Raw genomic sequence first — 23,920 nt, forward strand, 5'->3', positions numbered from 1 at the left:
AGCACGCGGCCGAGCAAGGAGTTGTGCGATGACCAAGGGCAACGAAACCAAGATCACTGATGAGCTCTACGCGTACATGCTGGCGCACAATCCGCCGCTGGACGCGGTGCAGCGCGAGCTCGTCGAGACCACGTACGCCCGTCTCCCCGACCACGCGGGCATGCAGTCGGCCGAGGAGCAGGGCCCGCTGCTGGCCTTCCTCGTCCGGCTGACCGGGGCCCGTCACATCGTGGAGGTCGGCACCTTCACGGGTTTCTCCGCCCTGTCGATGGCGCAGGCCATGCCCGCCGACGGGAAGCTGATCGCCTGCGACGTCTCGGAGGAGTGGACGGCGTACGGCCGCGAGGCATGGGAGAAGGCGGGCGTGGCCGACAGGATCGACCTGCGGATCGCCCCCGCCCTGGACACCCTGCGGGCGATGCCCGCCGAGCCGCACATCGACTTCGCCTACCTCGACGCGGACAAGGGCAGCTACATCCCGTACTGGGAGGAGCTGGTGCCCCGGATGCGCCGGGACGGCGTCATCGCCACGGACAACGTGCTCTTCCACGGCCGCGTGACGGACCCGGACGTGACCGGCGGAGCGGCGGCCATCAAGGAGTTCAACGACCACGTCTCCGCCGACGCGCGGATGGACAGCGTGCTGCTCACGGTGTCGGACGGCCTGACCCTGTCGCGCAAGCGATAGCCGGCGGAGGCAAGCGGCAGGAGGGTCAGCCGCAGCAGCCCCCGCCGCAGCAACCGCCTCCACCACCGCCCGACGGCGCGGACGCGGAACCGGCCGAGCCGCCGACGGCGACGGCGGAGAGCAGCTTCACGGTGTCCTCGTGCCCGGCGGGGCAGGAGGCGGGGGCCGACGACTCGGCCATCGGCCGGCTGAGTTCGAACGTGTCTCCGCAGGAGCGGCAGCGGTACTCGTAACGAGGCATGCGCTCAGGCTATCCGCAGAGGCCGGATCCCGGGCAGAGGCGCTGTCCCGGGCACGGGCCGTAGGGCCAGTACCTGGCACCGGCCCTACAGCCACCGCCCGGATGTGGATGACGGCGGCACGACGACGGGCATCTCCGCACTCTGCCGCCGCCGCCCGAGGTGTTCCTCGTGTGCGACTTCCTCGGGGTGGCGGGTCCGCCAGTACGGGTTGTCGTGGGGGAGTCCGCCGCTGACGCGCCCGTACATCCCGAACATCATCAGCAGCAGCCCGACAACGAAGGCGAACAGCACGTTCTGGATCCGGAAGGCGAGGAAGTTCATTCCGGTGTCCAGAACCGCGAGGCCCACGAAGCCGCTGAGGATGAAGGCGACACCGAGGACCATGTTGAGGGTCGAGGCGAGGTTGCCGCCGATCACCATGCCGATGAAGAGCAGCAGCCCGACGCAGATCGACAGCACGCTGAGCGCGCCGTTGGTGCTGAGGCCGGCGACCATGTCGCCGCCGGTGCTGAAGAAGCCGATCTTGTCGATCAGCCCGAGAATGCCGAAGGCGAGCAGTACCAGGCCCATCAGCCCGGCCCCCACCTGGTAGACGCGGCTGAGGCGGTGGTCGACCGGCAGGTGCTCATCGAGTCGAGTGGCCCTGCGGTGAGCGGCGGGCCGTCGTGCGGGACGCTGTACACGGGTCACATGGGGCGCATGGGTCGCCATGGAGGAGCCTCCTTCGGCCACTACCAGGATCGCTCCATGAGGGATGCGGCGCACGTCAGGGCTGTCGCGTCAGAACGCCGCACCCAGCAGCAGCTCTCATCCACTGCTACTGCACCTACTGCACCTACTGCACCTGCCTCAGCGCCTCAGCTTCCGGCTCCGCGCTCCTCGCGGATCTCGGAGACCACGTGCGCGGCGGTCTTCCGGACACCCTCCGTGACGGTCAGGAAGTGCCAGTAGTCGGGATGGCGCCCCTCAAGGCCGCTGACGGCCTGGTCGAGCCGGGCCACGGCGTCGTCCAGCGGGCGGGCGTGGCGCGGCTCGGGAGTATTGCGCCCGGCCATGGCCAGCCGCTGGGCGTCCCGGATCGCGAACCGGGTCCGCTGGATCTCCTGCTGCGGGTCCTTGGCCACCTCGTTCAGCCGGTTCAGCCGGTCACCGGCCGCGGACACCGCCTCGTCGGTGGCGTTGAGCAGGGCCCGTACCGTGCTCAGCCGCGATGTCGCATCGGCCCAGCGCTGCTCGCTGCGCGCCTTCGCGGCCTCCTTCAGCTTCTCCTCGGCCTGGCGGACATTGACCGCGGCCTGCTCCGGAACGGGCTGGAGGTCCTGCCAGCAGGCGGCCGAGAACCGCCGCCGCAACTCGCTGAGCACGGGCTCGACGGAGCCGGCCCGGGTGGTCAGGGCCTCGGCACGCGTACGCAGCGTGACCAGCCGGCGATCGATCTCGGCGGCCCGCTCGGGCAACTGGGCCGCCTCGGATCGCACCGCCTCGGCGTCGCGCAGCACCCGATCGGCACGCTGGAGGGTCTCGGCCACACCGTGCCGGCCGGCTCCCTGGTTGAGCTTGGTCAGCTCGGGGGCGAGGGCGGCGAGCCGCGCGGCGAGCTCATCCGCTCGCAGTCCGGACTCCCGCACCGCGTCGAGAGCATTGCTCGCGGACAGGAGCGCCTGCCGGGCCCGCTCCACAGCGGGCGCGAGCCGGGCGAGCTGGGTCTCGGCGCTGCCGAGCAGCGGCCCGAGACCGGCCGCGTACCGGTCGAGCTCGCCCTTGACCCGTACGAGGTCGTTCTTGGCGGAGGACAGCTGGGCCTTGGCCTGCGTCGCGATCGACGGTTCGAGATCGTCGCGGTCCAGATCGTGCGCGTCCACGGCGCTGATGTAGGCACTGCTGGCCGCGTCGATGGATCGTCCGAGCGCGGCGAAGTCGTCCACTGCCTTGCGCGCGGCCGGAGAGCTGTCCACCGCGGTGATCGTCTCGATCGAGATCTGCAGATCGCGCTGGGCGGTGTCCAGCTCGTAGAAGGCCTCGGCGGCGGCATCCTTCGCGGCCTGGGCCTCGGCCCGCTGCCCCTCCCCGCGCCCGCCGAACCATCGCCGCGTGCCGCCACCTGCGAAGGCGCCCGAAAGAGCGCCCGCGAGCAGCGGCACCGGCAGCAGCATCAACACGAGGACATCACGGATCTCACGGCCCCGAGGGGCATCTCTGACGGCGGAACTCGCACCCGCTCTCGCCTGCGGCTTCGCGTGTGTCGCCGTCACATCCCTCTCCCGTGCCGATTCGCCCTGCCCGGTACATTCTCCCACCAGGTAAGGACGAACACACGGGCCGGTTAGTTCGCGGTTCGCACCTTGACTTCACCGTTGTCGCTCCGGGCCTTCACCACATGGGAGCTGTTGCCGCTGCGCGGCACCTCCACCGACGTGCTCCCGTTGTCGGCGCTGGTGGTCACCGCGTACGAGGTGCTGCCGCCCGGCAGCTCGATGACGACCCTGCCGTTGTCACTGGTGGTGTCCACCAGTGTCGGCACGGCGGTGAACCCGAGCCGCACCGCCCCGTTGTCCGAGTCGGCCCGCACGGTCGGGCCGGAGATCCCCTCGGCGACGATGCCGCCGTTGTCGCTGTTCAGCTTCAGCGGCCCACTGGAGTCGCGCACGGTCACCTCTCCGTTGTCGGAGCGCAGGTCGAGCGCGGTGTCGAAGCCCGACGCCATGATCTTCCCGTTGTCCCCGTGCACGGTGACCGCCACCCCGCGCGGCACCTTCACCTGCTGCTTGGCCGCACAGTTGCTGATCAGGGCCTTGCACTTCACCTTCAGCGACAACGTGCCGCCGTCCATGTCCCAGCGCGGATCGGGCCCACTTCCCAGCACCACCCACCCGTCGACCTGCCGGGTCACCTCGACCTTCTTCACATCCGCCGGTACGAGCTCCAGCGTCGTGTTGGCCGTCTCGATGGTCAGCGCCTTCCCGCTGAACGCGAACGACTTGTGCTCGACCGGTGCGTCGTCGGTGTCCGCCCCGCCGCAGCCGGAGAGCACAAGAGCGGCGACCACCGCTCCGCCGGACGCGATGAGTGTGCGGGCATGGGTGCGGGTGCGCATGCGGTGTGCCACGGTGTTCGTCCCCCAGATGGTGCGCCGGTCGGCTCGCCGTACTGCCGGTTCGCCGTACTGCGTTCCGGCTCACGGTATGGGTGCGCCGGCATCCCGGGGAATCAGGACGGCTACCGTATGCATGGTGGGGCTATCCCCCGCCTCCTCCCGCTTCCCGCCTCCTCCTGGCGGCACGGCAGCGCCCCGGGCCACCCAGGCCGCTGCCCCCGGCAACCGTTTGTGACCAGGGGCCGTAGTCCATGTACGCTGTTGCCTCATCCACGGGTGCGTAGCTCAGGGGTAGAGCGCTGCTCTTACAAAGCAGATGTCGGCAGTTCGAAACTGCCCGCGCCCACAGTAAGAAACCGCAGGTGAGAGCCTGCAGCGGCTCCTCGGTCCATTGGACCGAGGAGCCTTTTCCGTGATCGAGTCCACATAGAGGCCACATCCCCTGAAAGCCTGCGCGTGCTGTACGGCGAGGGCGGATTCGTGCCGAACCGGCCGGGCGAGCGGCGGGCCGAAGGGTACCCGTGGGCCCTCGCACTTGACGCGGCCGACGATGCGCGAAGGCGGCTCCCGCCCCTGCCGTAACCGGGGCCGCATGCTCGTCGCTCCCCGCTGCGCCGACGGTTGCTGGCTGTGTGCCGGTCATCGCGTTGGCGAGGTCGGCCGCCGGCGGCCGTATGGCGTTGCGGCGGCGTCGTCATGATGCAGATCGGTCCGCGGGGATGCGGTCGTTGATTCTCCGATGAACGCGGGGTGTCCCGCATAGGTTGGCCCGATGAGGGGTGGATTGTGGGATCGCTGGAGAGGCCTGCCTCGGTGGGTGCGGGTTGCGCTCGCTGTGTACGTGATCGGGTTCGTTGAAGGAGTCGGTGCCCATTTCCTTGATCTGGCCGGCGGCGGGATCCACTTCTACGCGTCCTTTGCCCCGGTCCCATTGCAGGTGTTCTTCGTCAGCCTGGCGGTCCTGGACCCGCTGGTCGTCGTGCTGGTGACACTCGTGCGTCCAGCGGGTATCCGGTTGGCCTGCGGTGTGATGGTCCTGGACGTGGCTGCCAACTGGATCGTCAACTGGCCCTGGCTGCAGGAGGATCCGGGATGGCTGCTGCGTCCGGTGGGTCTGCTGCCCATCACGCTCTTCGGCCTGTTCGTCGCCGTCTCCTCGGTTCCCCTGCTTCGGGCCACGGCGAGAACGACGGAGGGTCTCGGTCGCACGGCCCGATGACGGTCGTGCGACCGCACCCGGTACGTCAGGGTGCGGTATCCGTCGCGTCGCGGAGTCTGCGCCAGGTGCGTACGACCGAGCCCAGCCCGGCCCGCCTGGTGCGGGGGGTGCCGGACTCCCAGTCCCGGGCCGTTTCGGTGAACGTCTGCGACCGGGGCGCGTCGGCGAGGTGCCGCGTCTGTGCTGTACGTGCGGCGAGGAGCAGGTCGCGCGGTTCGATCGTGGCGAGCTTCGTACGGGCGTGGCCGAGCAGGGTGGCGGCGGCGTCCGCGATCGCGGCTTCCCCCAGGGGGCGGGCGGGGGCGGTCAGGCCTTCGGTGAGGCGCTGCTGCAGGGCTGTCCGCAGGTCCGCCAGGGAGATGTCGCGGATCGTCAGCGACAGGTGGGCGGAGAGTCCGGCCTCGCCCACCGCGCGGTGGGCGAAGCCGCGCGGGATGTAGAGGACGTGGCCGGGTTCCAGGACGCTGCGCAGGAGCTGGGGCGACTCCTCGTCGTCCGGGAGCTCGCCCAGCGACCAGTCCGCCGTCGTCGGCGCGCCGTGGACGTACCAGGTCTTGCGTCCGGCCACCTGGAGGGCGAACACGTCGGCGTCGTCGCGGTGGGTCGCGAGGCCTTGGCCGTCGGCGGGCGTGACGAAGAAGAAGGCCTCCACGCGCCGGTCCAGCTCGCCGGACAGCCGTGTCACCAGGTCCGCCGTGGGCAGGTGCCACTGGTCGACATGTCGCAGGAGCAGCGTCGCCCCGGCGCGCAGGAGTGCGACGACCTTCGCGCGGTCGGCGAAGCCGTGGTGCGTCGTGCCGTTGAGCAGGCGTGACGTGGTGTACGCCTCGGCCGGGACGGTGACCTTGTTGGAGCGGACCATCTCCAGGTAGGGCGTGCGCAGCAGCCCCGAGTCGAAGGCGCTGTCCAACTCGTCGAGGTCGAAGGGCGATCCGAGTGTCTCCGGCGTGAAGACCGCGGGCTCGCGCTGCCACTGGTGGCTGGTGAAACTCTCGACGTTGCCGACCCAGTTGGCCAGCGTGGGCGATTCCATGGCGTTCCCGTGGTGTCAGGGTGGTCGGATGACGGGGCGGGGTGCCGTCATGGCCCGGATTCCGCGTCGAACCGTACGGAGAGCAGGGAGCGCAGGGGGACGTGCTTCTCCTGCTCCGGGCTGCGGATGGCGAGCCGGTTGTCGAGAGCGACGGCCAGCAGGCGTTCGGCCAGGGGCACGACCAGGTGCTTGGCCCAGCAGCGGGCGCCGTCGAACCCGAACGGCATGAACGCGGGCGTCTTCTCGGGATCCGCCGGCCCGGCCCACCGCTCGGGGCGGAACGCCAGCGGGTCCGTCCAGTAGTCCGGGTGACGATGCATCAGAAGAGGGAAGAGCGCGACGTTGTCCTCGCGGCGGATCTCGGAGTGCAGGGCGGCGTACGCGTCCCCGCCCTTCCGGTACAGCATCCACGCGGGCGGGAGCAGTCGCAGCGTCTCCCACAGGACCGCGGTGAGATCGCCTCGGGCTGCCTCCCGGGCTGTCGCCGAAGGCCCCACGAGCCACAGCGCGTTACCGGCCAGCGCCGCCACCCCGTCGCAGAGGGTGGCTGTCGCCCGCCGGTACATCGCGATGGCCTGCCCGCGCTCCTGGGTGTCGGAAGCGGTGCGGATCTGCTCGGAGAGGGCGGTGCGCCCGCGCCCGTCCCTGTCCCCGCCCCCGGACTCCGGCCAGACAGCGACGGCGCGGTCGACGAGCCGGGAGAGCGAGGCGGAGCGCGTGATGCCGCGCTTCGACAACAGGGAGACCGGCAGCGGGTCGGACGCGAAGAGCCACTGACGCAGGTAGGAGGTGGCCGCGTAGGGCCAGGCGCCGTGCAGCCCGCGCACCGGGGGCGGCGGAGTGCGGATGCCCGCCATGACGTCCCGGCCCAGAGCACGGATCGTGCCTGTCGCGCTGTCGTGGGGGATCTCGGCTCCCGCCGCGGGCTTGTAGACCGAGCGCTCCGTCGACAGAACAGGGCGCGCCGCGACGACTTCGGCCATCAGGTCGCAGTGGGAGACGCCGACCGTGGTCGCGTCGATCCGGAACACTTTCTCTTCCCTGGCCAGCAGGTCCTGAATTCGCGGGGCGTACACGATGGAATGGCCGCGACCTGCCGCAGGTACCGTTTCTCTCACGAGAATCGCCCTCCATGAAAATGGCAACTGAACAGGCTGCCCGCAGCGGGTGGAGAATTTCTGGAATTGACCGGGCCGGGAGGTTCTGGAGCGCCGGCGGGGGAATCGGAATAGCCGGTTCCCCCGCCGCCGAAGGTGTACTGGATGACGTGCAGTACTAGATGACGTGCAGGACCCACGCGTGGTTGGCGAGGTCCTCGTCCTTCTTGAACTTCCGCACAAGCGCCTTGATCTTCTTCATGACTGCTCCATTTCCTGGATTACGGACGCGCCCGAAAGCGTGCCCGTGCCATAATCGAAAGAGGCTTACTTTCCCCACCGGGGGATTTCACCATTCCATTCGGCGCTCACGTTCTCCTAACGTTTGACTAACGCGAACCGCTGCACCGCCTGGCCCGTGCGGGGAGAGAGGAGGCGGAATCAGGCTTCGCGTGCCACGGGGCCGGGGCCCACCGCCTCCGCGTTGCGCCGGGTCTTGGCCCAGCCGGTCCGGCCGCGCAGCATCCGGACGAAGCCGCGGGTGGAGACGACGAAGAGGTGGTACGCGTACAGCCAGAGCGCGACGCCCCACAGCAGGCCCTTGAACCGGGAGCGGTCCGCGGCGAACTCCCTGCGGTAGAGCGGGCCCCAGAGCACGAACGGCACGATCGATACGAGGGCGAGCGAGAGCGCCAGGGGCCAGGCGGCGAACATGATGCCGTCCCCGATGATCAGCGCGGCCGTCATCAGCACCGTGAGCAGCAGTGTCGCGAGGTGCGCGAACGGCTGGACGAAGGTGTACAGCGACTCCAGGACGCCGCGGGCGCGGTAGTGGCGGGAGGACACGATCCGGCCGGCGTAGCGGACACAGGTCATGTTGCCCTGGGCCCAGCGGGTGCGCTGGGTGAGGAAGCGGCGGGTGTGGGGCAGCGCCTCCTGGGTGACCCAGGCGTCGCAGAGATGGGTGACGTCGTATCCGGCGAGCCGCATGTGCAGGCCGAGTTCGTAGTCCTCGAGCAGTGCGCCCTGCTGCCAGGGGTGGCGTTCGGCGGCGGCGATGCGGTCCAGGGCGGTCAGGCGGGTGAACTGGCCGTTGCCGCCGAGGCCGGCGGAGCCGGTCCGGACGCGGAGCATCTGCATGCCGGTATTGGAGGTGGCGAACTCGGCGTCCTGCATGCGGATGAGGAGCCGGGCGTAGGCGTTGGCGAGGCGGCCGCGGTGCTCCAGCGGGCGTTCGTCGTCGACGTTCCGCATCCGGACGCCGATCTGGACCCCGCCGATGTCCGGGTCGGCGAAGGCGTCGGGGCCGCTGACGCGGGTCAGGGCGCCGGGGGAGACCTGGCCGTCGGCGTCGACGACGCAGACGATCACGCGGGCGCGGTCCGTCGTGGGGCCGAGGCGTTCGTCGAGCGCGGTGTACGCGGCGTTGAGCGCGGCGCCCTTCCCGACGCGGGCGTCGGGGCGGCGACGGGAGACCAGGTGGATGTGGGGGTCGCGGCCCGCGAGCGACGTCACGATCGGGGCGGTGAGATCGTCGCCGGCGTCATCGATCACCCAGACGTGGCTCCGGGGGAAGTCGGCGCGCAACCGGTTCACGGTGGTGGCGATGACGGCTTCCTCGTCACGGCAGGGGACGAAGAAGTGCCAGTCGTACGCGGTGGGATCGCCGTTCCGGGAGGGGCGGCGGCGGGAGTACGCGTGCCGGGCCCCTGCCCAGTACACGAGGAAGCAGGCGAGGAGGAGGAACGGGAAGACGTACAGGACGAAGTCGAGCAACATGGCGCCTCACAAGTGGTGGGCGGCGAACGGGTGGTGGGCCGGTCACACACCGGCCGGTGCGAGCACCTCCTCCCCGGACAGGACCGGGGCCTGGGGCCGGACCGGACTCTGGGGCCGGACCGGAGACAGGGGCTGGGAACGCGAGTCGGCGGGGCGGGCGGCCCGGTCGATCAGACCTGCGATGCGTTCGCTGGCGTGGCCGTCACCGAACGGACTGGGTACGGCGGCCAGATGGCGCAGCCCCGGACGTCCTTCGGCCAGCCGGCGCCGGGCCGCCTCGCCGATCTCCTGGCCCGGCGGGACGAGTTCGGCGAACTCGGCCATGGCCTCGGGCCGTTCGGTGGAGCGGCGGACCACCACCAGTGGGCGGCCCAGGACCGTGGTCTCCTCCTGCACACCTCCGGAGTCGGAGACGAGAACCGCCGCGTGGCGGGCGAGGGCGAGGAAGGTGCCGTATCCGACGGGAGGCAGCGTGACGATGTCGTCCAGCAACGGCTGAAGACCGCAGGCGTCGATCCGGGCGCTGGTGCGGGGGTGGAGCGGGAGTACGACGGGGAGTTCGTGGGCCAGGCCGGCGAGCTCCGCCAGTAGGACGGCGAGGGCGGCGGGGTCGTCGGTGTTCTCCGGACGGTGCACCGTCGCGAGCAGGAATCCGTCCGGGTCCAGCCCCAGTCCGGACAGGGCGGTGCGGCGGTCCTCCGCAGGGGGCAGGTTGTCGCGGACGGACTCGACGACGGTGTTGCCGGTGACGTGCACCCGCTCAGCGGAGACACCTTCGGAGAGCAGCGAGGCCCGGTTGCCGGGTGTGGCGGCGCAGAGCACGTCGGCCACGTGGTCGATCAGGACCCGGTTGTGCTCCTCGGGCATCGCGCGGTCGTGGCTGCGCAGCCCGGCTTCGACGTGCACCAGCGGCAGGCCGCGGGTGTTGGCGGCGAGCGCACCGGCCAGCGCCGCGTTGGTGTCGCCCTGGACGACGACCGCACGCGGCGGATCGGCGGCGAACAGCGCGTCCAGGCCGTTGAGCGCGACGGCTATCTGACCGGCACGTGGCAGGCCGCCGACACTGGTCAGGCGTTCCGGTTCGGGTATGCCCAGTCCGTCCGCGAAATCGCGGGACAGCTCGGCGTCGTAGTGCTGTCCGGTGTGGATCACCCGGGCCGCCGGGCCCAGGAGACGGATCAGCTCCGCGAGCTTGACCAGCTCGGGGCGGGTCCCCAGGACGACGGCGACGGAGCGGCGGGGCAGGGAGGCGCTGGAGATCTTCATGTAACCCACGGTAGTGAACATGAATTCCAGATCCGAGAGACCTGATGCGTTATCGGGTGCTCTGCGCCCTTTGATGACATTTTGCCAGGGGCTTTGGGTCCTTTCCCGCACCGAAGCAGAGGCCTTTGGTCCTGCGGGCGGCGAACTCCGGCAGCGAAACGGGCAGCGAAACGGGCAGCGAAACAGGCAGCGAAACGGGCAGTGGAACGGTCGGCGGAGCCGGTGGGCGCAACGGGCGGCTGCTAGCTTCCGGGATCATGAACGACAGCGTGTACGTGGGAAGAGCGGGCGAGGACGCGGCACTGGACCGGGGGTGGCTCCTCGGGCACTTCAAGGACGCGGCGGACCCGCGCCACAGCGAGGCCGTAGAGGTCAAATGGGGTGTTCACCCGCCTGGTGACGAGTGCAAGCAGTGGGTGCGGGGCGAGGAGCGGACCGCGCTGCTGGTGCTCATCAGTGGTCGCTTCCATGTCCAACTTCCCGGTCGCACCGTGCTCTTGGAGGAGCAGGGCGACTACGTCGTCTGGGGTCACGGAGTGGATCACTCCTGGTTCGCCGAGGAGGAGTCGGTGGTGCTGACGGTCCGGTGGCCGTCCGTTCCCGGCTACGCGGTGACGCCGGAGTAGGGCGGGATGGCGCTGGGTAGCCTGGCGACCGGTTCGCATCGATGAAGGGTGACCGAGGGGCAGGACGTGGGCGGCGAAGGGCGGCATGCCGGGCTCCGGCTTCCCGAGGGGTCCTGGTGGGACTGGGACGTGGTCGCCTGGAACGCCGGACAGCTCCGGCTCGCCGCCGGTCATGACCTGACCTACCACCATGGTCTGGAGCTGGTCTTCGACGACCCGGTCTTCGTCAACTGCCCTTCGAGCTTCCAGGATCCGGTGTTCCGCGCCCCCGCGTCCAGCGAACTCCTGCAACTCACAAGGCACTTAGGCGCGGAACCGCCCGTGGTCGTCGCTTTCGAGGCCGATGCGGGAGGGCGGGAGCCTGTCCCGTGCCTCGTCGCCGCCGAGCGGCTGGAGATCGTCCGGGGGACCGTCCTGAGGTACTGGCGCGATGACGCGGCACCCGGCCGGCGCTTCGCCCCCTGGGTGCGGCCGCCGGGGCGGCGGTGAGGGCCCGCGGGCGCGAAGTGCCGGCGGACGACGCGGTCGCGGTCACCGCCACGGCCGCGGACGCCGCAGCCGTCCCGGCCACTGCCGCCGGTCGGGAGCGGGAGCGCGGGCCGGAGCGGGAGTACGTGCCCGGTGCCGCGTCGCCGCTGCGGATACCGGCCTTCCGCCGCTTCCTGCTGGCCCACCTCGTGTCCGCCACGGGTTCGGCCATGGCGCCCGTGGCGCTCGCGTTCGCCGTGATCGGTCACGGGGGCGGTGCGCGGTCGCTCGGGATCGTGCTCACCGCGAACACGGTGCCGACCCTGGCCCTCCTGCTCCTGGGGGGCGTGCTCGCGGACCGGATGTCCCGCAGCCGCATCCTCTTCCTCGGCAACCTCGGGGCCGGGCTGGCGCAGGCGGCGGTCGGCGTGCTGGTGGCGACGGGTACGGCGACGACGCTCGCGATCAGTGTCTGCGCCTGCCTCTCCGGGGTGTCCGCCGCGTTCATCGCGCCCGCCGCCGAGGGGATCGCGAGCCGGCTCGTACCGAAGGGCCGGCTCCAGCAGGCCAACGCGCTGGTCCGGGTCCCGGGGAACGCCGTCAGGGTCGTCGGTCCGGTCGTCGGCGGGTTCGTCGTGGCGTTGGCGGGGCCCGCCTGGGCGCTCGGGTGGGACGCGGGCACGTTCGTCGTCGCCGCCCTCCTCCTGCTCGGGCTGCGGCTCGCCGGCTCGGTCGCCTCCGGAGGCGGTGTGGTGAGCGATCTGCGGGTGGGCTGGTCCGGGTTCCGCGCGCGGAGCTGGCTGTGGAGCTACACCGTGGCCGGAACGGCGGTGGTGGCGGCCTGGCTGGCCGGCTATCAGCTGCTCGGTCCGCTCATGGCGGCCGGAAGCTATGCGGGCGCCCGTTCGTGGGGGCTGGTGCAGGGGGCCTTCGCCGCCGGGCTGCTTGCGGGTACGTTCCTCTGCCTGGCCTGGAAGCCGCGACGGCTGATGCTCGTCTGTGTGGTGACCGGTGCGGGGCTCATGCTGCCCCTGGCCGCACTGGGGCTCGAACTGCCGCTCGGCTGGGTGCTCGTGGCCGCCGTACTGGCCGGGGTCGGTCTGGACGTCGCGATCGTGTCCTGGTCCACGGTCATGCAACAGCAGCTCGCGGATGAGGAGTTGGGGCGCCTCGGTGCGTTCAACGCCGTCGGTGAACGGGCCGCCGTGCCGATCGCGTACCTGCTGGTGGCGGTGGCCTCGAAGCACTGGAGCAGTCAGCACATTCTGCTGGCGTGCGCCGGAGTCGTCCTCGCCGCCACCCTGGCCAACGCGTGCGTGCGCGATGTGTACCGGATCAACCGGGTGAGCCGGGAATGAGGGGCGGGGCCGCCACGAACGGGCCACCTCGCCATAGGTCCGTGGTTTGTATATGTCGGTGACCGACCTATAGTTGCCCCGTGAAGTCCGCCCCGGGGCCGGCCGATGCTGCGCCCGTGCCGGGGCTGTGCCCTGCAACGGAGTTGGAGCAGTCATGGCCGCCAAGAAGAACCTCGTCGTCAACCGGGAGTCCCTGGTCCACAAGGTCAGGTACGCCGCGAGCCGGCCGGACCGCATAGCGCCGTATCTCAAGCGGGCGGCCCGTGACCGCTGGCTGGCGTTCAAGCACCCCGGCCATGTGAACTACTACCGGGCCGTGATGGCCTCGGACACCCGCCGCAACCCAGAGGCGGCCGTCGGCAGTCAGACGCACGAGCGCTGGCTGGCGCTGGGCCGGATGCAGTTCGACTACCTGCTGGGGCACGGGCTCGCTCCCGGGGCCCGGATGCTGGACATCGGCTGCGGCAACCTGCGCGCGGGCTGGCGCTTCATCGACCACCTCGAAGCCGGCCACTACTACGGCATCGACATCTCGCCCGACATCCTGATCGCCGCGAAGCAGACGCTGGCCACTCAGGGGCTCCAGCCCAAGGTGCCGCACCTGACCATCACCAAGGACCTGAAGCTGGACTTCCTGCCCGACGCGTACTTCGACGTCGTCCACGCCCACAGCGTGTTCTCGCACTCGCCCATCGAGATCATCGACGAGTGTCTCGCCCATGTCGGCCGGGTGCTGGCCCCCGGCGGCCACTTCGACTTCACCTTCGACCGCACCACCGGCGCCGAACACCAGGTCCTGCGCGAGGACTTCTACTACCGCACCGAGACCCTCGTCGACCTCGCCGCCCGCCACGGGCTGGCCGCGCGGTTCATGGACGACTGGGAGGAGCTCGGCCACGGGCAGTCCAAGATCCGGGTCACCGCCCGTTGAGGTGACCGGCCCGGTGGCACACGCGGTGGCGGCGGCCTCAGCGCGTACCGGCCGGGCCGGAGTCCCTGCGACGCGGACGCCACAGGCGCAGCAGCAGGGCGGCGCCGGCCAGCAGGACGGCGACCGGGGGCAGCGTGTCCTGGTCCACCACCCCGGCGGAGTACCCCATGGCGACGAACGGCGTCGAGGCGAGGGCGAACTGGCCGGTGGTCCGGATGCCGGCCAGCGCCCGACGGCCCGGCAGGAGCAGGGCGGCGGCCACCGGGACGCCGAGGCGCCACAGCAGGACGGATCCGAGCCCGTCCGCGTCGGTCACCGCGAGCACGGCCACGGCGAGCGGCGCCCAGACCGCCGACGCCACGATCCCCGCCGCACTCCGGGCCCGGCCGGGCGGGCGCAGATCCGGCGGGCAGGCCAGCGGGACGACGGCCGCGACCATCGGCGCCAGCAGGTACGCCGTGAACTCCGGCGCCGGAGAAGCACCGGCCGGCAGGAGGACCGCCAGCAGGGCGACGGCCGTCGCCGCCACTCCGGCGAACGCGCACCGCGCCCCGGCCACGTAGCGCCCGCCGAGCGCGACGACTGCCCCGACGAGCGCCAGCAGGTCGCAGCCGCCCAGCACGTAGCTGAGCGGGACCAGGAAGTCCGGGTCGCCGCTGACGATCCGGTCGCTGGTCACCGAGACCAGGTCGAAGGCGGCGTACGCGGCGGTCGCCGCCAGTGCGAAGGGGGCCGCGGCCGCGAACAGGCGCCCGCCGCGCTGTGCGGACCCCAGCCCCAGGCGGAGGCGGAGCGCGTGCGCCACGACGTCGCAGGCCTCCCGCAACCGGGCCGCCCGCCCGGCCCCCTCCGTCGCCTCGCGGTAGGCCTCGGCCAGCTCGTCCCCGAATGCACGCCGGAATCCGGCCGGGTACAGGCGCAGGATCGGGGGCGTCATGCGGTGGCGGGCTTGCCCTGGACGCCCAGGCGCCGGGTGGCCTCGCGCGCGGTGGCGGCGATGCGCCGCACCTCGGCGGCCAGGCTCTCCCGGCCGGCCGCGGTGAGGGTGTACGTGCGCCGCAGCCGACTGTCCACGACCTCCTCCGCGTGCACTTCGATCAGCCCCTCGTTCAGAAGGCGCTCCAGCCCCCCGTACAACGTGCCGGTCCGCATCGTGACCCGCCCGTCCGAGATCTTCTCCACTTCACGCGCGATCGCGTAGCCGTGGCGCGGCTGGTCCGCGAGGGCGGTCAGGAGGAGGAGGGTCGGTTCCTGCATTGCACGATCACTCATGTCCGCATGATAGGTCACTCACCGGCATATGCTGGCCTCGGGGCGCCTGGTCCGGGCGGCGGTCAGGAGCAGGCTGGTGCGCAGCCCGCACCGAACGGCGAGGAAGTCGCCCAGCAGTGATCCGAGCGGTGTCACCATTCCGGCGAAGTTGATCGTCGCCACCACCCGGCCCTGCGTATGGAGGGGTGTGACGGCCTGCCGTACGGCCATCGTCGTGACGTTGACCAGCTGACTGGACGTACCGAAAAGGAAGTTGACCCCCATGAGCGCCGGGAGCGTCACGGGGGTGGAGCCGGGCAGCGCCGGCACGCAGGGCATCACGCCGTCGGGGAGCACCGACGACTGGGGCTCGCGGTGGCTCCCGGCGGTGCCCGAGCTGTCGATCCGCGCCCAGCTCCTCGCTCGGGGCGGCCCCGAAATGGGGGAGAGGTTCATGGACGAGCTCCGCGCCACGCACCTCGAAGGCCGGCCGCAGCGCGCCGACGGCGTACTGGCCGAGCTCACCCTGGCCTACGAGCGCGCGGTTCCCGAAGGCGCGGTCTCCGAACTCGTGGTTTCCGAACTCGCGGTTTCCGAACTCGTGGTTCCCGAAAGTGCCGTCTCCGCAGGCGCGGGCGAGGCCTGAGTCACCGGGCGCCGGCGGGGCGGTCCAGCGCGTAGACCGTGACGGGGTTTCCGTTCAGCTCCTCCTGCCTGCGCGGCGCGAACCCGAGGCGCTCGGCCACTTTCACCGACGGGACGTTGCCCGGCCGGATGAGCGCGATGAAGTAGTCGGCGTCCAGCGTGGCGAAGCCCCAGTCCAGGCACGCCCGCGCCGCCTCGGTCGCGTATCCGTGCCCCCAGTGCTCCGCCCGGAAGGTCCAGCCCACCTCGACCTCGTCGAACTGCTGCCAGTACTGCAGACCGCTCCGGCCGATGAACTCGCCGGTGGAACGGAGCTCCACCGCGCACAGGCCATGACCCCGCTCCACCCACTGCCGCTCGATCCCGGTGAGCCGTTCCAGCGCCTGCTGGGGCGAGTAGGCGCCGACGAACCGGTTGACCTCCGGATCGGCGTGGAGCTCCACGAAGGCTTCCGTGTCCGAGGCCGCCAGGGGGCGCAGGGTGAGTCGCTCCGTCTCGATCATGTCGGCGAGCCTGGGGCCTCTGCCGCAGGGATCCCGCCGAGCTCCCGGGCCATCAGCGTGCACATGGTCTCGTACCGGCGGACCGAGCCGTCCGGGGCCAACTCGTCCCAGGAGTCGGGCTGCCGGTCGTACGCCACGTACCCCAGGCGCTCGTACAGCGCGCGGGCACGCGGGTTGTCCTCCTCCACACCGAGTTCGGCCCGCCGCAGGCCGCGCGAGGTGATCCGCTGTTCGGCGGCCCGGATCAGGAACGTGCCGATGCCGCAGGATCGGAGCGCGGGATGCACCGCCAGTTGCCACAGCGTGCCCGCCCCCTCCAGGGCGTCGTAGTCGACGCCGCCGATCGCCACGGGGATGCCCGACGGCGGGCACACCGCCAGGTAGTCCACCTCGCCGCGCCGGGCCCGTGCCAGCTGCCGCGCGATGTTCTCCACGTGGAGCGGGGAGCCCGACCACCCGCAGGACTCCAGATCGCCGGGAACCAGGTCGCGGGCCGCGAGCCGCAGTACGACGTCGGTCAACGTCACCACCTCCGGCAGGCAAGGATTCCTTCCGGCCGGCGTCCCTGCCAAGCGGATTTCCCGGCCGGGGCCGCACCCCGGCTTCACTCGTTCGGCTGCGCCCGGCTGGCCGCCCCCGCACGCGCCGACCAGGGTCGGTCTGACGTGCAGTTCCACCGGCCAAGGAGTTCCCATGGCAGAGTCAGCGCCCAATCCGGGTACGTCCCGTTCGCATGCCTCCGACGCGGGGGGCGGCAACAACCCCTGGGCGGCCGGCGGGACCATGTTCGCCGGGGTCCTGCTCATGGTCGACGGTGTGCTGGAGGCGATCAAGGGCATCGCCGGAATCGCGACCGACGACGTCTACGCACGGGTCAGCAACTACGTCTTCAAGTTCAATGTGACCACCTGGGGCTGGATCCACCTGGCCCTCGGCATCCTCCTCGTCCTGGTCGGCTGGGGGATCCTCCGGGGCTTCGGCTGGGCGCGCGGGATCGGTGTGGGGCTCGCGGCGCTCAACATGATCGCCAACTTCATGTGGCTGCCCTACCAGCCGATCTGGGCCGTGGTCTCGCTCGCCATCGACACCTTCGTGATCTGGGCCCTGTGCACGGACCGCTCGAAGCCGGTCGTCTGACGGTCGCCGGGCGCGGTTGGTAGCCTCCACGGATGACAGTGATCTTGGAAGAAGCCGTCCGCGCCCGGCTGCGAGCCGCCAACATCTGGTACGTCGGAACCGTGTTCGCCGATGGAGCGCCGCAGGTCAGCCCGATGTGGGTGGACCTGGAGGGGGAGGGTGAGCTGGCGTTCAACACCTCGGCGGGCCGGGTGAAGGAGGAGAACCTGCGCCGCGACCCCCGGGTCTACCTCTCGCACGCGGACCACGCCGACCCCTTCGACCGGGTGCAGATCAGCGGTGAGGTGGTCCGCTTCGTGGAGGGCGACGAGGCGCACGACCGGATGGACCGGCTCGCCCGTAAGTACCTGGGCTCCGAGCGGTTCGAGTGGACCATGCCGGGGGAGCGCCGGATCGCGGTGATCGTGCGGCCGCTCAAGGTGCGGCACATCGTCGGGGTGGAGCGGTTCCGTCCCGGTGGCCCCGTTCCCGCTCCCTGACCCGGCCCGCCCGGACGCCGGCTCCGCCCCGCCGGGCGTGAGCGCGGGACGTTGTCAGTGGTGCGGTCCACACTTGATGTATGTGCCGCAGTATCAAGACCCTTCGCCCGCCGGCCCTCCCCGAGGAAGCCACCGAGGAGGACGTCCGCGCCGCCGCCCTGCAGTTCGTACGCAAGGTGTCCGGCTTCCGCGCCCCGGCCGCGCACAACAGGGAAGTGTTCGACCGTGCCGTCGACGAGATCGCCGCGTCGACCGCCAGACTGCTGGACGGTCTGGAAGTGCGGGGAGGTGTCAGGACGCCGTAGGGACCGAGGCAGGGCCGGCGGCGGTGGCAGCGGCCGCGGCGGCCGCCGCGGCCGGGCGTCGCATCAGCAGCGCGGCGAACGCTCCGGCGACGAACAGCGCGAGGACCGAGATCGCGGTGCCCAGCCAGCTCGCTCCGAGCCACTGGGCGCCGAAGTAGCCGAGCCCCACGCTGTACCCGGCCCAGGCCACTCCCGCCACCGCGGACCACGGCAGGAATTCCTTCGCCTTGCGGTGCGCGGCGCCCGCCCCCAGCGAGACGACCGAACGCCCGGCCGGGGCGAAGCGTGCGATGACGACGAGGACGCCGCCGCCCCGGCTCAGCGCGGCGCCGAGGCGCTCCTGCGCGGAGGTGAGGCGGCGGGAGCGGGCGATGGCCGCGTCCAGGCGTGCGCCACCGCGCCAGGCCAGCCGGTACGCGGCGAGGTCGCCCAGTACGGAGGCGCTGGCCGCGCAGAGGATCAGGGCCAGGAGCGAGGGGACCTCGGTGACGTGACGGGCGGCGCCCGCTGCGTCGGCGGCCACCGTGGTGGTGCCCGCGGCGGCGGCCGTGGCGGCGGTGATCACCAGGACACCGCTCGGCAGTACGGGGAGGAAGACGTCAAGAAGCACCGAGAGGGCGACCACAACGTAGATCCATGGGCTGCCGGTCAGCGCGCCCACACTCTCTAGCACTTCTACTCCCCGATTCGTGACAACGCCGCGACGTCGCAGGGGAGCGGCAGGAGCGGCAGGGCCAGCTGTACAGCGTACGCCTGCCGTTCACCTGGAGATCCATATATATGCGTGATGTTGGGCACCCCACCGGTGTGTCACATGAGCCTTGTGTGCCACTTGCGTGTGCCTCGACGCGCAGGTCGGCTGCGGCCCGGCAGGGGTGGATCCGTACACGGCGGCGCGCCGTCGCCTCGGGTACGCCCGGAAGCGGCATTCCCGGCGTACCCGAGGCGGCCCGGCGGCTCTGGGCCCGTCCGGCGCAGGGGTCAGACGGCGACCGGGGCGGCCGGCTCGGGTGCGCGCTCCTCGGCGGGCCGGGCGGCGGTGCGGGGCGTGAACAGCCGGTCCAGGGCCAGCGCGCCGGGCCCCGTGAAGACGAGCAGCAGGAACACCCAGCTGTAGACGGCCGAGGGCTCGCCGCCGTTCTGGAGCGGGAAGAGCGCCCCGGACTGGTGGACGCTGAAGTACGCGTACGCCATGGAGCCGGACGAGATCAGGGCGGCGATGCGGGTGCCGAGGCCCAGCGCCACCAGGCCGCCGCCGACGAGCTGGATGACCGCGGCGTACCAGCCGGGCCAGGTGCCGGCGGGTATCGATCCGCCGCCCATGGCGCCGCCCAGGACGCCGAAGATCGAGGCGGCACCGTGGCAGGCGAAGAGCAGGCCTACGACGATTCGGAAGAGCGCGAGAGCGTAGGGCTGGGCCTGATTCAGGCGTGAGTACATGGGGGGAGGCTCCTTCGGTCTAGTGGGGACGTGAACCGACTGAGCGCCATAGGTTAGGTAGACCTCATCAGTACTTGCAAGTTCAACGTTTAGTTGACTGGCTGAAAGTCGATGGACCGCCATTGGTCAGCGAGCGATCGAATACCTTCTGGAGCTGGGCCCCTGTCCTCTTCGACTTGGCCTGAACCAATGACAGCGCAGCTTTCCGGCCATGCAACGTAAGTGTCATCAGCTGATTGCCGAACCATGGCCCATCCGTCTTGTGCCACTGGACCGGAGCTGTACCAGTGCGCCCGTGCCGGGCCAGCAGCCGTCCGAACGCACGCCCCGCCCGGCTCCAGCCGAAACGGAAGGTCGCCTTGAGCGGGCCCGGGATCGAGTTGTGCACGGGGGAGCAGGTCAGTTGCAGGACGCGGGCCTCCGGCCCGCCGCCGGAGGTCCCGGCGGGCCAGGCGGCGTCCGCGATGTACGCATGGTGCACATCGCCCGAGAGCACGCATATCGTCGCCGGGGCGTCCGGGCCGCTGCCCACCTCCCGAATGAGCTCCGTCAACTTCTCGAACGAATCGGGAAAGGCGGCCCAATGCTCCAGGTCGGCGCGCTGCCGCAGGTACTCGCCGACCCGCGCCCAGCGGCCGTCGGGCCCGCCCCGCTCGCCCCGGCACAGTGCCGAACTCCACTGCTCCGCTTCGTGTACCAATGGAGGCAGCAGCCACGGGAGCGATGTGCCGATCAGTACATGGTCGAAGGAACCGGGCCCGGAGAGCATCTCCTCGCGCAGCCACCGCATCTCCTCGGGGTGGATCATCGCCCGCTGCGGTTCGTCGAGCACCCGGGCCGCCCGGCTGTCGACCATGAGCAGCCGTACTCGGCCGAAAATGCGTCGGTAACTCCAGCGGGTGGAGGTGGGGTCCGCGTCGGCCCCGGCCGCGAACCGGCGCACCGCTTCGGTGCCGTCCGGGGTGGCGTGCACCGCCGCGTAGAGCGGGTCCGCCGCCAGTTCGGCCGGGGAGAGGTTGCCCAGGTGCTGATAGACCCAGTACGACATCAGTCCGCTGACGATCCGCTCGTTCCACCAGGGCTTGGCGCGGATCTCGGTGAGCCAGGCGGAGCTGGTGTTCCAGTCGTCGATGACGTCGTGATCGTCGAAGATCATGCAGCTGGGGACCGTCGAGAGCAGCCAGCGGACCTCGGGGTCGCGCCACGACTCGTCGTACAGACAGGTGTACTCGTCGTAGTCGGCGACCTCCGCCCCCGGCGGCTCGTCCAGATCGCGCCGTGCGGCGAGCCGCTGCCGGGTCTCCCGCGAGGTCTCGTCCGCGTACACCTGATCGCCCAGAAGCAGCAGGACATCGGGGCGTACGGCGTCGGGGTCGGCGGCGAGCCGGGCGGCGAGGGTGTCCAGCGCGTCCGGCCCGACGGGGTCGGACCGGACCGAGGTGTGTCCGCCGGCGGGGGGAGCCGCCCAGCGGCAGGAGCCGAACGCGATCCGGACCGGCGCGGGGCCGTCGCCGTCACCGCCCTCGTCGCCGGTGGATATGGGTGGTGTGGTGATCGTGCTCGCCGGGAAGCGGTGGTTCTCGGGCGGCCACACCCGGCGGTCGTCGAGCAGTACCTCGTACGCCGTGGTGGAGCCGGGGGTCAGCCCGGTCACCACCACCAGGGCGTAGTGGTGCCCGGCGACCGCGAAGGTCCGGGACGAGCCCGAGCCCCCGTCCACGCACCGGACCACGGCCGTGCACGGCCGGTCCGCCTCGACCCAGACGGTCGCGGTGGAGGCGGTCTCCCAGTCGACGTACCGCAGTAGCGGTCCCAGGCGCAGCCCGGCTGTCATGTAGTGCTCCTCGCGTCGTTCCGTACGGACGGTTCCGTACGCGTTGTTCGTGCGGCGGGTTCGTACCGTACGGAACGACGGGGGAGTGCGGGGTGGTTCCGGGGGCCGGAGCCGGAGCCGGAGCCGGAGTCGGTGGACCGGGGCCCGGGGTCAGCGGGCCGGCCGCTGTTCAGCGATTGTTCAGCAGCCGTTGAGCACGGACTGCAGTGCGGTCTTCTCGGCCGGGTCGACGGTCAGGTCGTAGTAGTGCTTCACGTGCACCCAGGCGCGGGCGTAGGTGCACTGGTAGGCGGTGCGCGACGGGAGCCACTTGGCCGGGTCCCTGTCGCCCTTGGACTGGTTGACGTTGTCGGTGACCGCGATGAGCTGGGGGCGGGTCAGGTCGTTGGCGTACGACTGGCGTTGGGCGTTGGTCCAGCCGGAGGCGCCGGAGCGCCAGGCCTCGGCCAGCGGGACCATGTGGTCGATGTCCAGGTCGGATGCGGCGGTCCAGGTGGCGCCGTCGTACTCCGAGTACCAACTGCCGCTGACCGCGCTGCAGCTGGAGTTCTGCGAGACGTTCGTGCCGTCCCGCTTCAGCACCACCTCGCGGGTGTCGCAGGCGCCCGACTGGGTGATCCAGTGCGGGAACTTGTCCCTGCTGTATCCGCTGGAGGAACCTTCCGCCTGCACGGTCAGCTCGCTCAGATAGGTGCGGGCGGTGGAGGCGGCGACCGGGGTGGGCATGGCGGCCTGGGCGCTGGGAGCCGTGAGCAGCCCAGTGGTTGCGGCGAGGGCGGCGGATGCGGCGAGGACGGCTATGCGACGCGCGTAGACACCTGACATGCGAACTCCCTTGATGTGGGGGGACCTTGGGCGGGTCGTCCGAAACGGCCCGGCCATCGTGGCGGCGCCAGGTTTCCGTGGGGTGGGCGCCAGGTAACAGAGTGGCGACATGGGCACGTCACATCAAGGGTTCTGACGAAGAGGGTCGGGGTGCGGGGGCGTGCGCAAGTGAGTGCGCGGGCGTACGGAACTGATGAGACGGCAGGTCCGCGCCGGGTCCTGGCCGTGCCTAAGGTGGCCGCGTGCTGCTACCGGTCAACATCACGCTGGGGGTCGTGCTCGCCCTGCTGCTCGCGGCCGCCGCGGGCATCGCCGCCTTCGCCTCGCTCGGCCGGTCGCGTCAGATCGTCCTGGCCGGGCTGCGGGCGGCGGTACAGCTGGCCGCGGTCTCCTCGCTCATCGGCTGGGTGGTGCACGCCTTCGCGCCGACGTTCGCGTTCATCGCGTTGATGTTCGGCGTCGCGGTGTGGACCGCGGGGCACCGCGTCACCGGCAACCGCACCTGGCGGTGGGCGGCCGTGCCGATCGGGGCGGGGGTCGTGCCGGTGGTCGCGGCGCTGCTGCTCACCGGCCTGGTTCCGGTGCGGGGTATCGCGCTGATCCCGGTGACCGGCATCCTGATCGGGGGCGCGCTGACCGCGACGGTCCTCGGCGGGCGGCGCGCGCTCGACGAACTGGCCACCCGGCACGGGGAGGTGGAGGCGGCGATGGCGCTCGGTTTCCCCGACCGCGACGCGCGGCTGGAGATCGCCGGACCCGCCGCGTCGGACGCGCTGCTGCCGGGGCTCGACCAGACCCGGACGGTGGGGCTGGTCACGCTGCCCGGGGCGTTCGTCGGCATGCTGCTGGGCGGCGCCTCACCGGTACAGGCGGGCGCCGTACAGCTGTTCGTGCTGGTGGCACTGATGGCGGTACAGGCGGCGGCCGTCGCGACCGTGCTGGAACTGGTGGCGCGCGGACGCCTGCACCGCGACGGGGCGGGGGCCTCGGCTACCGGGCGCTGATGTGGCGGGGGGGCTCGGCTACCGGGCGCTGATGTGCAGCAGGACCGATCCGTCGGCCGCCGCCTCCACCCGGATCTGCGTCAGGTCCTCGACGTGCGCGTCCGGGGAGAGCGCCGCCGCGCGCGGGCCGACGCCCACGACGCGCATGCCCGCCGCCCGGCCGGCCGCGATGCCCGCTTCGGAGTCCTCGAAGACGACGCAGTCCGCCGGGTCGAAGCCCAGCCCGGCGGCGCCCTTGAGGAAGCCCTCCGGGTCCGGCTTGCTGGCGCCCACGCTCTCGGCGGTCACCTTCAGCTCGGGCATCCGCAGCCCGGCCGCGGTCATCCGCGCCCGCGCCAGTGCCAGGTCGGCCGAGGTGACCAAGGCGTGCGGGAGCGCGGCGATCGCGTCCATGAAGGTGCCCGCGCCGCCGACCGGGACGACGCCCTCGGTGTCGGCGGTCTCCTCGGCGAGCATCACCCGGTTGTCCGCGTAGTTCTGCTCCACCGGGCGGTCCGGGAGGAGCACCGCCATGGTGGCGTACCCCTGCCGGCCGTGGACCACCTTGAGCGCGGCCTCCGGGTCCAGCCCGTTCCGCAGCGCCCAGCGCCGCCAGCAGCGCTCCACGACGGCGTCGGAATTCACCAGGGTCCCGTCCATGTCGAGCAGGAGGGCGCGGGCGGACAGAACGGTGGCCGGCATGGGCGGGCTCCAGGC

General features: G+C 71.3%; 28 protein-coding genes, 1 tRNA gene and 2 pseudogenes. 13 read left to right on the top strand and 18 right to left on the bottom strand.

Annotated elements, in window-relative coordinates; translation table 11 throughout:
- Window positions 1-28 precede the first annotated feature (28 nt).
- On the top strand, window positions 29-688 hold the full coding sequence (locus ACGFU6_RS10910; protein WP_393609767.1) for an O-methyltransferase: 660 nt from the start codon (window positions 29-31) through the stop codon (window positions 686-688).
- Between the two features lie 25 nt (window positions 689-713).
- Here the strand turns inward: ACGFU6_RS10910 and ACGFU6_RS10915 are convergent, their stop codons facing one another.
- The 4 genes from ACGFU6_RS10915 to ACGFU6_RS10930 all read right to left on the bottom strand — a co-directional run bounded on the left by ACGFU6_RS10915 (window position 714) and on the right by ACGFU6_RS10930 (window position 4,024).
- Window positions 714-929: a zinc ribbon domain-containing protein gene (locus tag ACGFU6_RS10915; RefSeq protein ID WP_393609768.1), complete on the bottom strand. Its 216-nt coding sequence runs from the start codon at window positions 927-929 to the stop codon at window positions 714-716.
- Between the two features lie 85 nt (window positions 930-1,014).
- Entirely contained in the window at window positions 1,015-1,641 is a 627-nt protein-coding gene (locus tag ACGFU6_RS10920; protein ID WP_393609770.1) for a DUF4383 domain-containing protein, read from the bottom strand.
- A 146-nt stretch (window positions 1,642-1,787) separates the two neighbouring features.
- On the bottom strand, window positions 1,788-3,182 hold the full coding sequence (locus ACGFU6_RS10925; protein WP_393609771.1) for a hypothetical protein: 1,395 nt from the start codon (window positions 3,180-3,182) through the stop codon (window positions 1,788-1,790).
- 71 nt (window positions 3,183-3,253) lie between these two features.
- Window positions 3,254-4,024 (bottom strand): DUF4097 family beta strand repeat-containing protein, encoded by a 771-nt coding sequence (locus ACGFU6_RS10930; protein ID WP_393610291.1) that lies wholly within the window; start codon window positions 4,022-4,024, stop codon window positions 3,254-3,256.
- A 274-nt stretch (window positions 4,025-4,298) separates the two neighbouring features.
- Here ACGFU6_RS10930 and ACGFU6_RS10935 point away from each other — a divergent pair.
- From ACGFU6_RS10935 to ACGFU6_RS10945, 3 genes and pseudogenes are all read left to right on the top strand, one after another.
- A tRNA-Val gene (locus ACGFU6_RS10935) sits at window positions 4,299-4,370 on the top strand.
- Window positions 4,371-4,480: 110 nt separating this feature from the next.
- A pseudogene (locus tag ACGFU6_RS10940) lies at window positions 4,481-4,606 on the top strand (flavoprotein); the annotation flags it as partial.
- Window positions 4,607-4,865: 259 nt separating this feature from the next.
- Window positions 4,866-5,243 (top strand): hypothetical protein, encoded by a 378-nt coding sequence (locus ACGFU6_RS10945; protein ID WP_393609773.1) that lies wholly within the window; start codon window positions 4,866-4,868, stop codon window positions 5,241-5,243.
- A gap of 25 nt (window positions 5,244-5,268) precedes the next feature.
- Here ACGFU6_RS10945 and ACGFU6_RS10950 read toward each other — a convergent pair whose 3' ends face one another.
- The 4 genes from ACGFU6_RS10950 to wecB form a co-directional block, all read right to left on the bottom strand.
- Window positions 5,269-6,276 (bottom strand): JmjC domain-containing protein, encoded by a 1,008-nt coding sequence (locus tag ACGFU6_RS10950; protein ID WP_393609774.1) that lies wholly within the window; start codon window positions 6,274-6,276, stop codon window positions 5,269-5,271.
- A 47-nt stretch (window positions 6,277-6,323) separates the two neighbouring features.
- Complete coding sequence (locus ACGFU6_RS10955; RefSeq protein WP_393609776.1) at window positions 6,324-7,394, bottom strand: cytochrome P450; 1,071 nt, start codon at window positions 7,392-7,394, stop codon at window positions 6,324-6,326.
- 420 nt (window positions 7,395-7,814) lie between these two features.
- The gene (locus ACGFU6_RS10960; RefSeq protein ID WP_393609778.1) at window positions 7,815-9,152 is read right to left on the bottom strand and encodes a glycosyltransferase family 2 protein; all 1,338 of its coding nucleotides are present in this window, start codon (window positions 9,150-9,152) and stop codon (window positions 7,815-7,817) included.
- Between the two features lie 42 nt (window positions 9,153-9,194).
- On the bottom strand, window positions 9,195-10,418 hold the full coding sequence (gene wecB, locus ACGFU6_RS10965; protein ID WP_393609780.1) for a non-hydrolyzing UDP-N-acetylglucosamine 2-epimerase: 1,224 nt from the start codon (window positions 10,416-10,418) through the stop codon (window positions 9,195-9,197).
- A 257-nt stretch (window positions 10,419-10,675) separates the two neighbouring features.
- Between wecB and ACGFU6_RS10970 the strand changes: the two genes are divergently transcribed.
- From ACGFU6_RS10970 to ACGFU6_RS10985, 4 genes are all read left to right on the top strand, one after another.
- Window positions 10,676-11,044 (top strand): signal peptidase I, encoded by a 369-nt coding sequence (locus ACGFU6_RS10970; RefSeq protein ID WP_393609781.1) that lies wholly within the window; start codon window positions 10,676-10,678, stop codon window positions 11,042-11,044.
- Window positions 11,045-11,092: 48 nt separating this feature from the next.
- Window positions 11,093-11,533, top strand: coding sequence for a hypothetical protein (locus ACGFU6_RS10975; RefSeq protein ID WP_393609782.1), 441 nt, complete (start codon window positions 11,093-11,095; stop codon window positions 11,531-11,533).
- Window positions 11,534-11,679: 146 nt separating this feature from the next.
- Complete coding sequence (locus ACGFU6_RS10980) at window positions 11,680-12,870, top strand: MFS transporter (protein ID WP_393610293.1); 1,191 nt, start codon at window positions 11,680-11,682, stop codon at window positions 12,868-12,870.
- A gap of 154 nt (window positions 12,871-13,024) precedes the next feature.
- Complete coding sequence (locus ACGFU6_RS10985; protein WP_393609783.1) at window positions 13,025-13,801, top strand: class I SAM-dependent methyltransferase; 777 nt, start codon at window positions 13,025-13,027, stop codon at window positions 13,799-13,801.
- Window positions 13,802-13,838: 37 nt separating this feature from the next.
- On the opposite strand, the gene ACGFU6_RS10990 is transcribed toward ACGFU6_RS10985, so the two are convergent.
- The 3 genes and pseudogenes from ACGFU6_RS10990 to ACGFU6_RS11000 form a co-directional block, all read right to left on the bottom strand.
- A complete protein-coding gene (locus ACGFU6_RS10990) occupies window positions 13,839-14,738 on the bottom strand; it encodes a hypothetical protein (protein WP_393609785.1) in 900 nt (299 codons plus the stop codon).
- Entirely contained in the window at window positions 14,735-15,073 is a 339-nt protein-coding gene (locus tag ACGFU6_RS10995) for a PadR family transcriptional regulator (RefSeq protein WP_393609787.1), read from the bottom strand. Before ACGFU6_RS10995 ends, ACGFU6_RS10990 begins: the two co-directional genes overlap by 4 nt.
- A 57-nt stretch (window positions 15,074-15,130) precedes the next feature.
- A pseudogene (locus tag ACGFU6_RS11000) lies at window positions 15,131-15,415 on the bottom strand (MFS transporter); the annotation flags it as partial.
- Here ACGFU6_RS11000 and ACGFU6_RS11005 point away from each other — a divergent pair.
- The gene (locus ACGFU6_RS11005) at window positions 15,336-15,698 is read left to right on the top strand and encodes a hypothetical protein (protein ID WP_393610326.1); all 363 of its coding nucleotides are present in this window, start codon (window positions 15,336-15,338) and stop codon (window positions 15,696-15,698) included. The pseudogene ACGFU6_RS11000 and the gene ACGFU6_RS11005 overlap by 80 nt on opposite strands.
- A 1-nt stretch (window position 15,699) precedes the next feature.
- On the opposite strand, the gene ACGFU6_RS11010 is transcribed toward ACGFU6_RS11005, so the two are convergent.
- Window positions 15,700-16,200 carry a GNAT family N-acetyltransferase gene (locus tag ACGFU6_RS11010; protein WP_393609788.1) on the bottom strand — a complete coding sequence of 167 codons (501 nt, stop codon included), beginning with the start codon at window positions 16,198-16,200 and terminating at the stop codon, window positions 15,700-15,702.
- Window positions 16,197-16,721: a GNAT family N-acetyltransferase gene (locus ACGFU6_RS11015; RefSeq protein WP_393609789.1), complete on the bottom strand. Its 525-nt coding sequence runs from the start codon at window positions 16,719-16,721 to the stop codon at window positions 16,197-16,199. The genes ACGFU6_RS11010 and ACGFU6_RS11015 overlap by 4 nt, the downstream gene beginning before the upstream one ends.
- Window positions 16,722-16,893: 172 nt before the next feature.
- Here ACGFU6_RS11015 and ACGFU6_RS11020 point away from each other — a divergent pair, with 172 nt between their 5' ends.
- The 3 genes from ACGFU6_RS11020 (at window position 16,894) to ACGFU6_RS11030 (ending at window position 18,121) form a co-directional block, all read left to right on the top strand.
- A complete protein-coding gene (locus ACGFU6_RS11020; RefSeq protein ID WP_393609791.1) occupies window positions 16,894-17,337 on the top strand; it encodes a hypothetical protein in 444 nt (147 codons plus the stop codon).
- Between the two features lie 32 nt (window positions 17,338-17,369).
- Window positions 17,370-17,816 (top strand): TIGR03618 family F420-dependent PPOX class oxidoreductase, encoded by a 447-nt coding sequence (locus tag ACGFU6_RS11025; RefSeq protein ID WP_393609792.1) that lies wholly within the window; start codon window positions 17,370-17,372, stop codon window positions 17,814-17,816.
- 80 nt (window positions 17,817-17,896) lie between these two features.
- Window positions 17,897-18,121, top strand: coding sequence for a DUF2277 domain-containing protein (locus ACGFU6_RS11030; RefSeq protein ID WP_393609794.1), 225 nt, complete (start codon window positions 17,897-17,899; stop codon window positions 18,119-18,121).
- Here ACGFU6_RS11030 and ACGFU6_RS11035 read toward each other — a convergent pair.
- The 4 genes from ACGFU6_RS11035 to ACGFU6_RS11050 form a co-directional block, all read right to left on the bottom strand.
- Entirely contained in the window at window positions 18,108-18,794 is a 687-nt protein-coding gene (locus tag ACGFU6_RS11035; RefSeq protein ID WP_393609795.1) for a DedA family protein, read from the bottom strand. The two genes, ACGFU6_RS11030 and ACGFU6_RS11035, sit on opposite strands and share 14 nt — an antisense overlap.
- Before the next feature lie 308 nt (window positions 18,795-19,102).
- Complete coding sequence (locus ACGFU6_RS11040; protein WP_393609796.1) at window positions 19,103-19,561, bottom strand: DoxX family protein; 459 nt, start codon at window positions 19,559-19,561, stop codon at window positions 19,103-19,105.
- Between the two features lie 82 nt (window positions 19,562-19,643).
- Window positions 19,644-21,395 carry an alkaline phosphatase D family protein gene (locus ACGFU6_RS11045; protein ID WP_393609798.1) on the bottom strand — a complete coding sequence of 584 codons (1,752 nt, stop codon included), beginning with the start codon at window positions 21,393-21,395 and terminating at the stop codon, window positions 19,644-19,646.
- Between the two features lie 180 nt (window positions 21,396-21,575).
- Window positions 21,576-22,220 carry an HNH endonuclease family protein gene (locus ACGFU6_RS11050; protein WP_393609800.1) on the bottom strand — a complete coding sequence of 215 codons (645 nt, stop codon included), beginning with the start codon at window positions 22,218-22,220 and terminating at the stop codon, window positions 21,576-21,578.
- A gap of 242 nt (window positions 22,221-22,462) precedes the next feature.
- Between ACGFU6_RS11050 and ACGFU6_RS11055 the strand changes: the two genes are divergently transcribed.
- The gene (locus tag ACGFU6_RS11055; protein WP_393609801.1) at window positions 22,463-23,224 is read left to right on the top strand and encodes an ABC transporter permease; all 762 of its coding nucleotides are present in this window, start codon (window positions 22,463-22,465) and stop codon (window positions 23,222-23,224) included.
- Between the two features lie 18 nt (window positions 23,225-23,242).
- On the opposite strand, the gene ACGFU6_RS11060 is transcribed toward ACGFU6_RS11055, so the two are convergent.
- Window positions 23,243-23,905 carry an HAD-IA family hydrolase gene (locus ACGFU6_RS11060; protein WP_393609802.1) on the bottom strand — a complete coding sequence of 221 codons (663 nt, stop codon included), beginning with the start codon at window positions 23,903-23,905 and terminating at the stop codon, window positions 23,243-23,245.
- Window positions 23,906-23,920: the final 15 nt, after the last annotated feature.

Source organism: Streptomyces sp. NPDC048462, from assembly GCF_043200175.1.
In the GTDB taxonomy this organism is placed as follows: domain Bacteria; phylum Actinomycetota; class Actinomycetes; order Streptomycetales; family Streptomycetaceae; genus Streptomyces.

Coding starts and splice junctions, on each gene's coding strand:
- ACGFU6_RS10970 (WP_393609781.1), top strand. CDS start 10,676: ATGAACGACAGCGTGTACGTGGGAAGAGCGGGCGAGGACGCGGCACTG.
- ACGFU6_RS10910 (WP_393609767.1), top strand. CDS start 29: ATGACCAAGGGCAACGAAACCAAGATCACTGATGAGCTCTACGCGTAC.
- ACGFU6_RS11050 (WP_393609800.1), bottom strand. CDS start 22,220: ATGTCAGGTGTCTACGCGCGTCGCATAGCCGTCCTCGCCGCATCCGCC.
- wecB (WP_393609780.1), bottom strand. CDS start 10,418: ATGAAGATCTCCAGCGCCTCCCTGCCCCGCCGCTCCGTCGCCGTCGTC.
- ACGFU6_RS11010 (WP_393609788.1), bottom strand. CDS start 16,200: ATGATCGAGACGGAGCGACTCACCCTGCGCCCCCTGGCGGCCTCGGAC.
- ACGFU6_RS10990 (WP_393609785.1), bottom strand. CDS start 14,738: ATGACGCCCCCGATCCTGCGCCTGTACCCGGCCGGATTCCGGCGTGCA.
- ACGFU6_RS10930 (WP_393610291.1), bottom strand. CDS start 4,024: ATGCGCACCCGCACCCATGCCCGCACACTCATCGCGTCCGGCGGAGCG.
- ACGFU6_RS10960 (WP_393609778.1), bottom strand. CDS start 9,152: ATGTTGCTCGACTTCGTCCTGTACGTCTTCCCGTTCCTCCTCCTCGCC.
- ACGFU6_RS11025 (WP_393609792.1), top strand. CDS start 17,370: ATGACAGTGATCTTGGAAGAAGCCGTCCGCGCCCGGCTGCGAGCCGCC.
- ACGFU6_RS10985 (WP_393609783.1), top strand. CDS start 13,025: ATGGCCGCCAAGAAGAACCTCGTCGTCAACCGGGAGTCCCTGGTCCAC.
- ACGFU6_RS10920 (WP_393609770.1), bottom strand. CDS start 1,641: ATGGCGACCCATGCGCCCCATGTGACCCGTGTACAGCGTCCCGCACGA.
- ACGFU6_RS10915 (WP_393609768.1), bottom strand. CDS start 929: ATGCCTCGTTACGAGTACCGCTGCCGCTCCTGCGGAGACACGTTCGAA.
- ACGFU6_RS11030 (WP_393609794.1), top strand. CDS start 17,897: ATGTGCCGCAGTATCAAGACCCTTCGCCCGCCGGCCCTCCCCGAGGAA.
- ACGFU6_RS10995 (WP_393609787.1), bottom strand. CDS start 15,073: ATGAGTGATCGTGCAATGCAGGAACCGACCCTCCTCCTCCTGACCGCC.
- ACGFU6_RS11045 (WP_393609798.1), bottom strand. CDS start 21,395: ATGACAGCCGGGCTGCGCCTGGGACCGCTACTGCGGTACGTCGACTGG.
- ACGFU6_RS10950 (WP_393609774.1), bottom strand. CDS start 6,276: ATGGAATCGCCCACGCTGGCCAACTGGGTCGGCAACGTCGAGAGTTTC.
- ACGFU6_RS11005 (WP_393610326.1), top strand. CDS start 15,336: ATGAGCGCCGGGAGCGTCACGGGGGTGGAGCCGGGCAGCGCCGGCACG.
- ACGFU6_RS11060 (WP_393609802.1), bottom strand. CDS start 23,905: ATGCCGGCCACCGTTCTGTCCGCCCGCGCCCTCCTGCTCGACATGGAC.
- ACGFU6_RS11020 (WP_393609791.1), top strand. CDS start 16,894: ATGGCAGAGTCAGCGCCCAATCCGGGTACGTCCCGTTCGCATGCCTCC.
- ACGFU6_RS11040 (WP_393609796.1), bottom strand. CDS start 19,561: ATGTACTCACGCCTGAATCAGGCCCAGCCCTACGCTCTCGCGCTCTTC.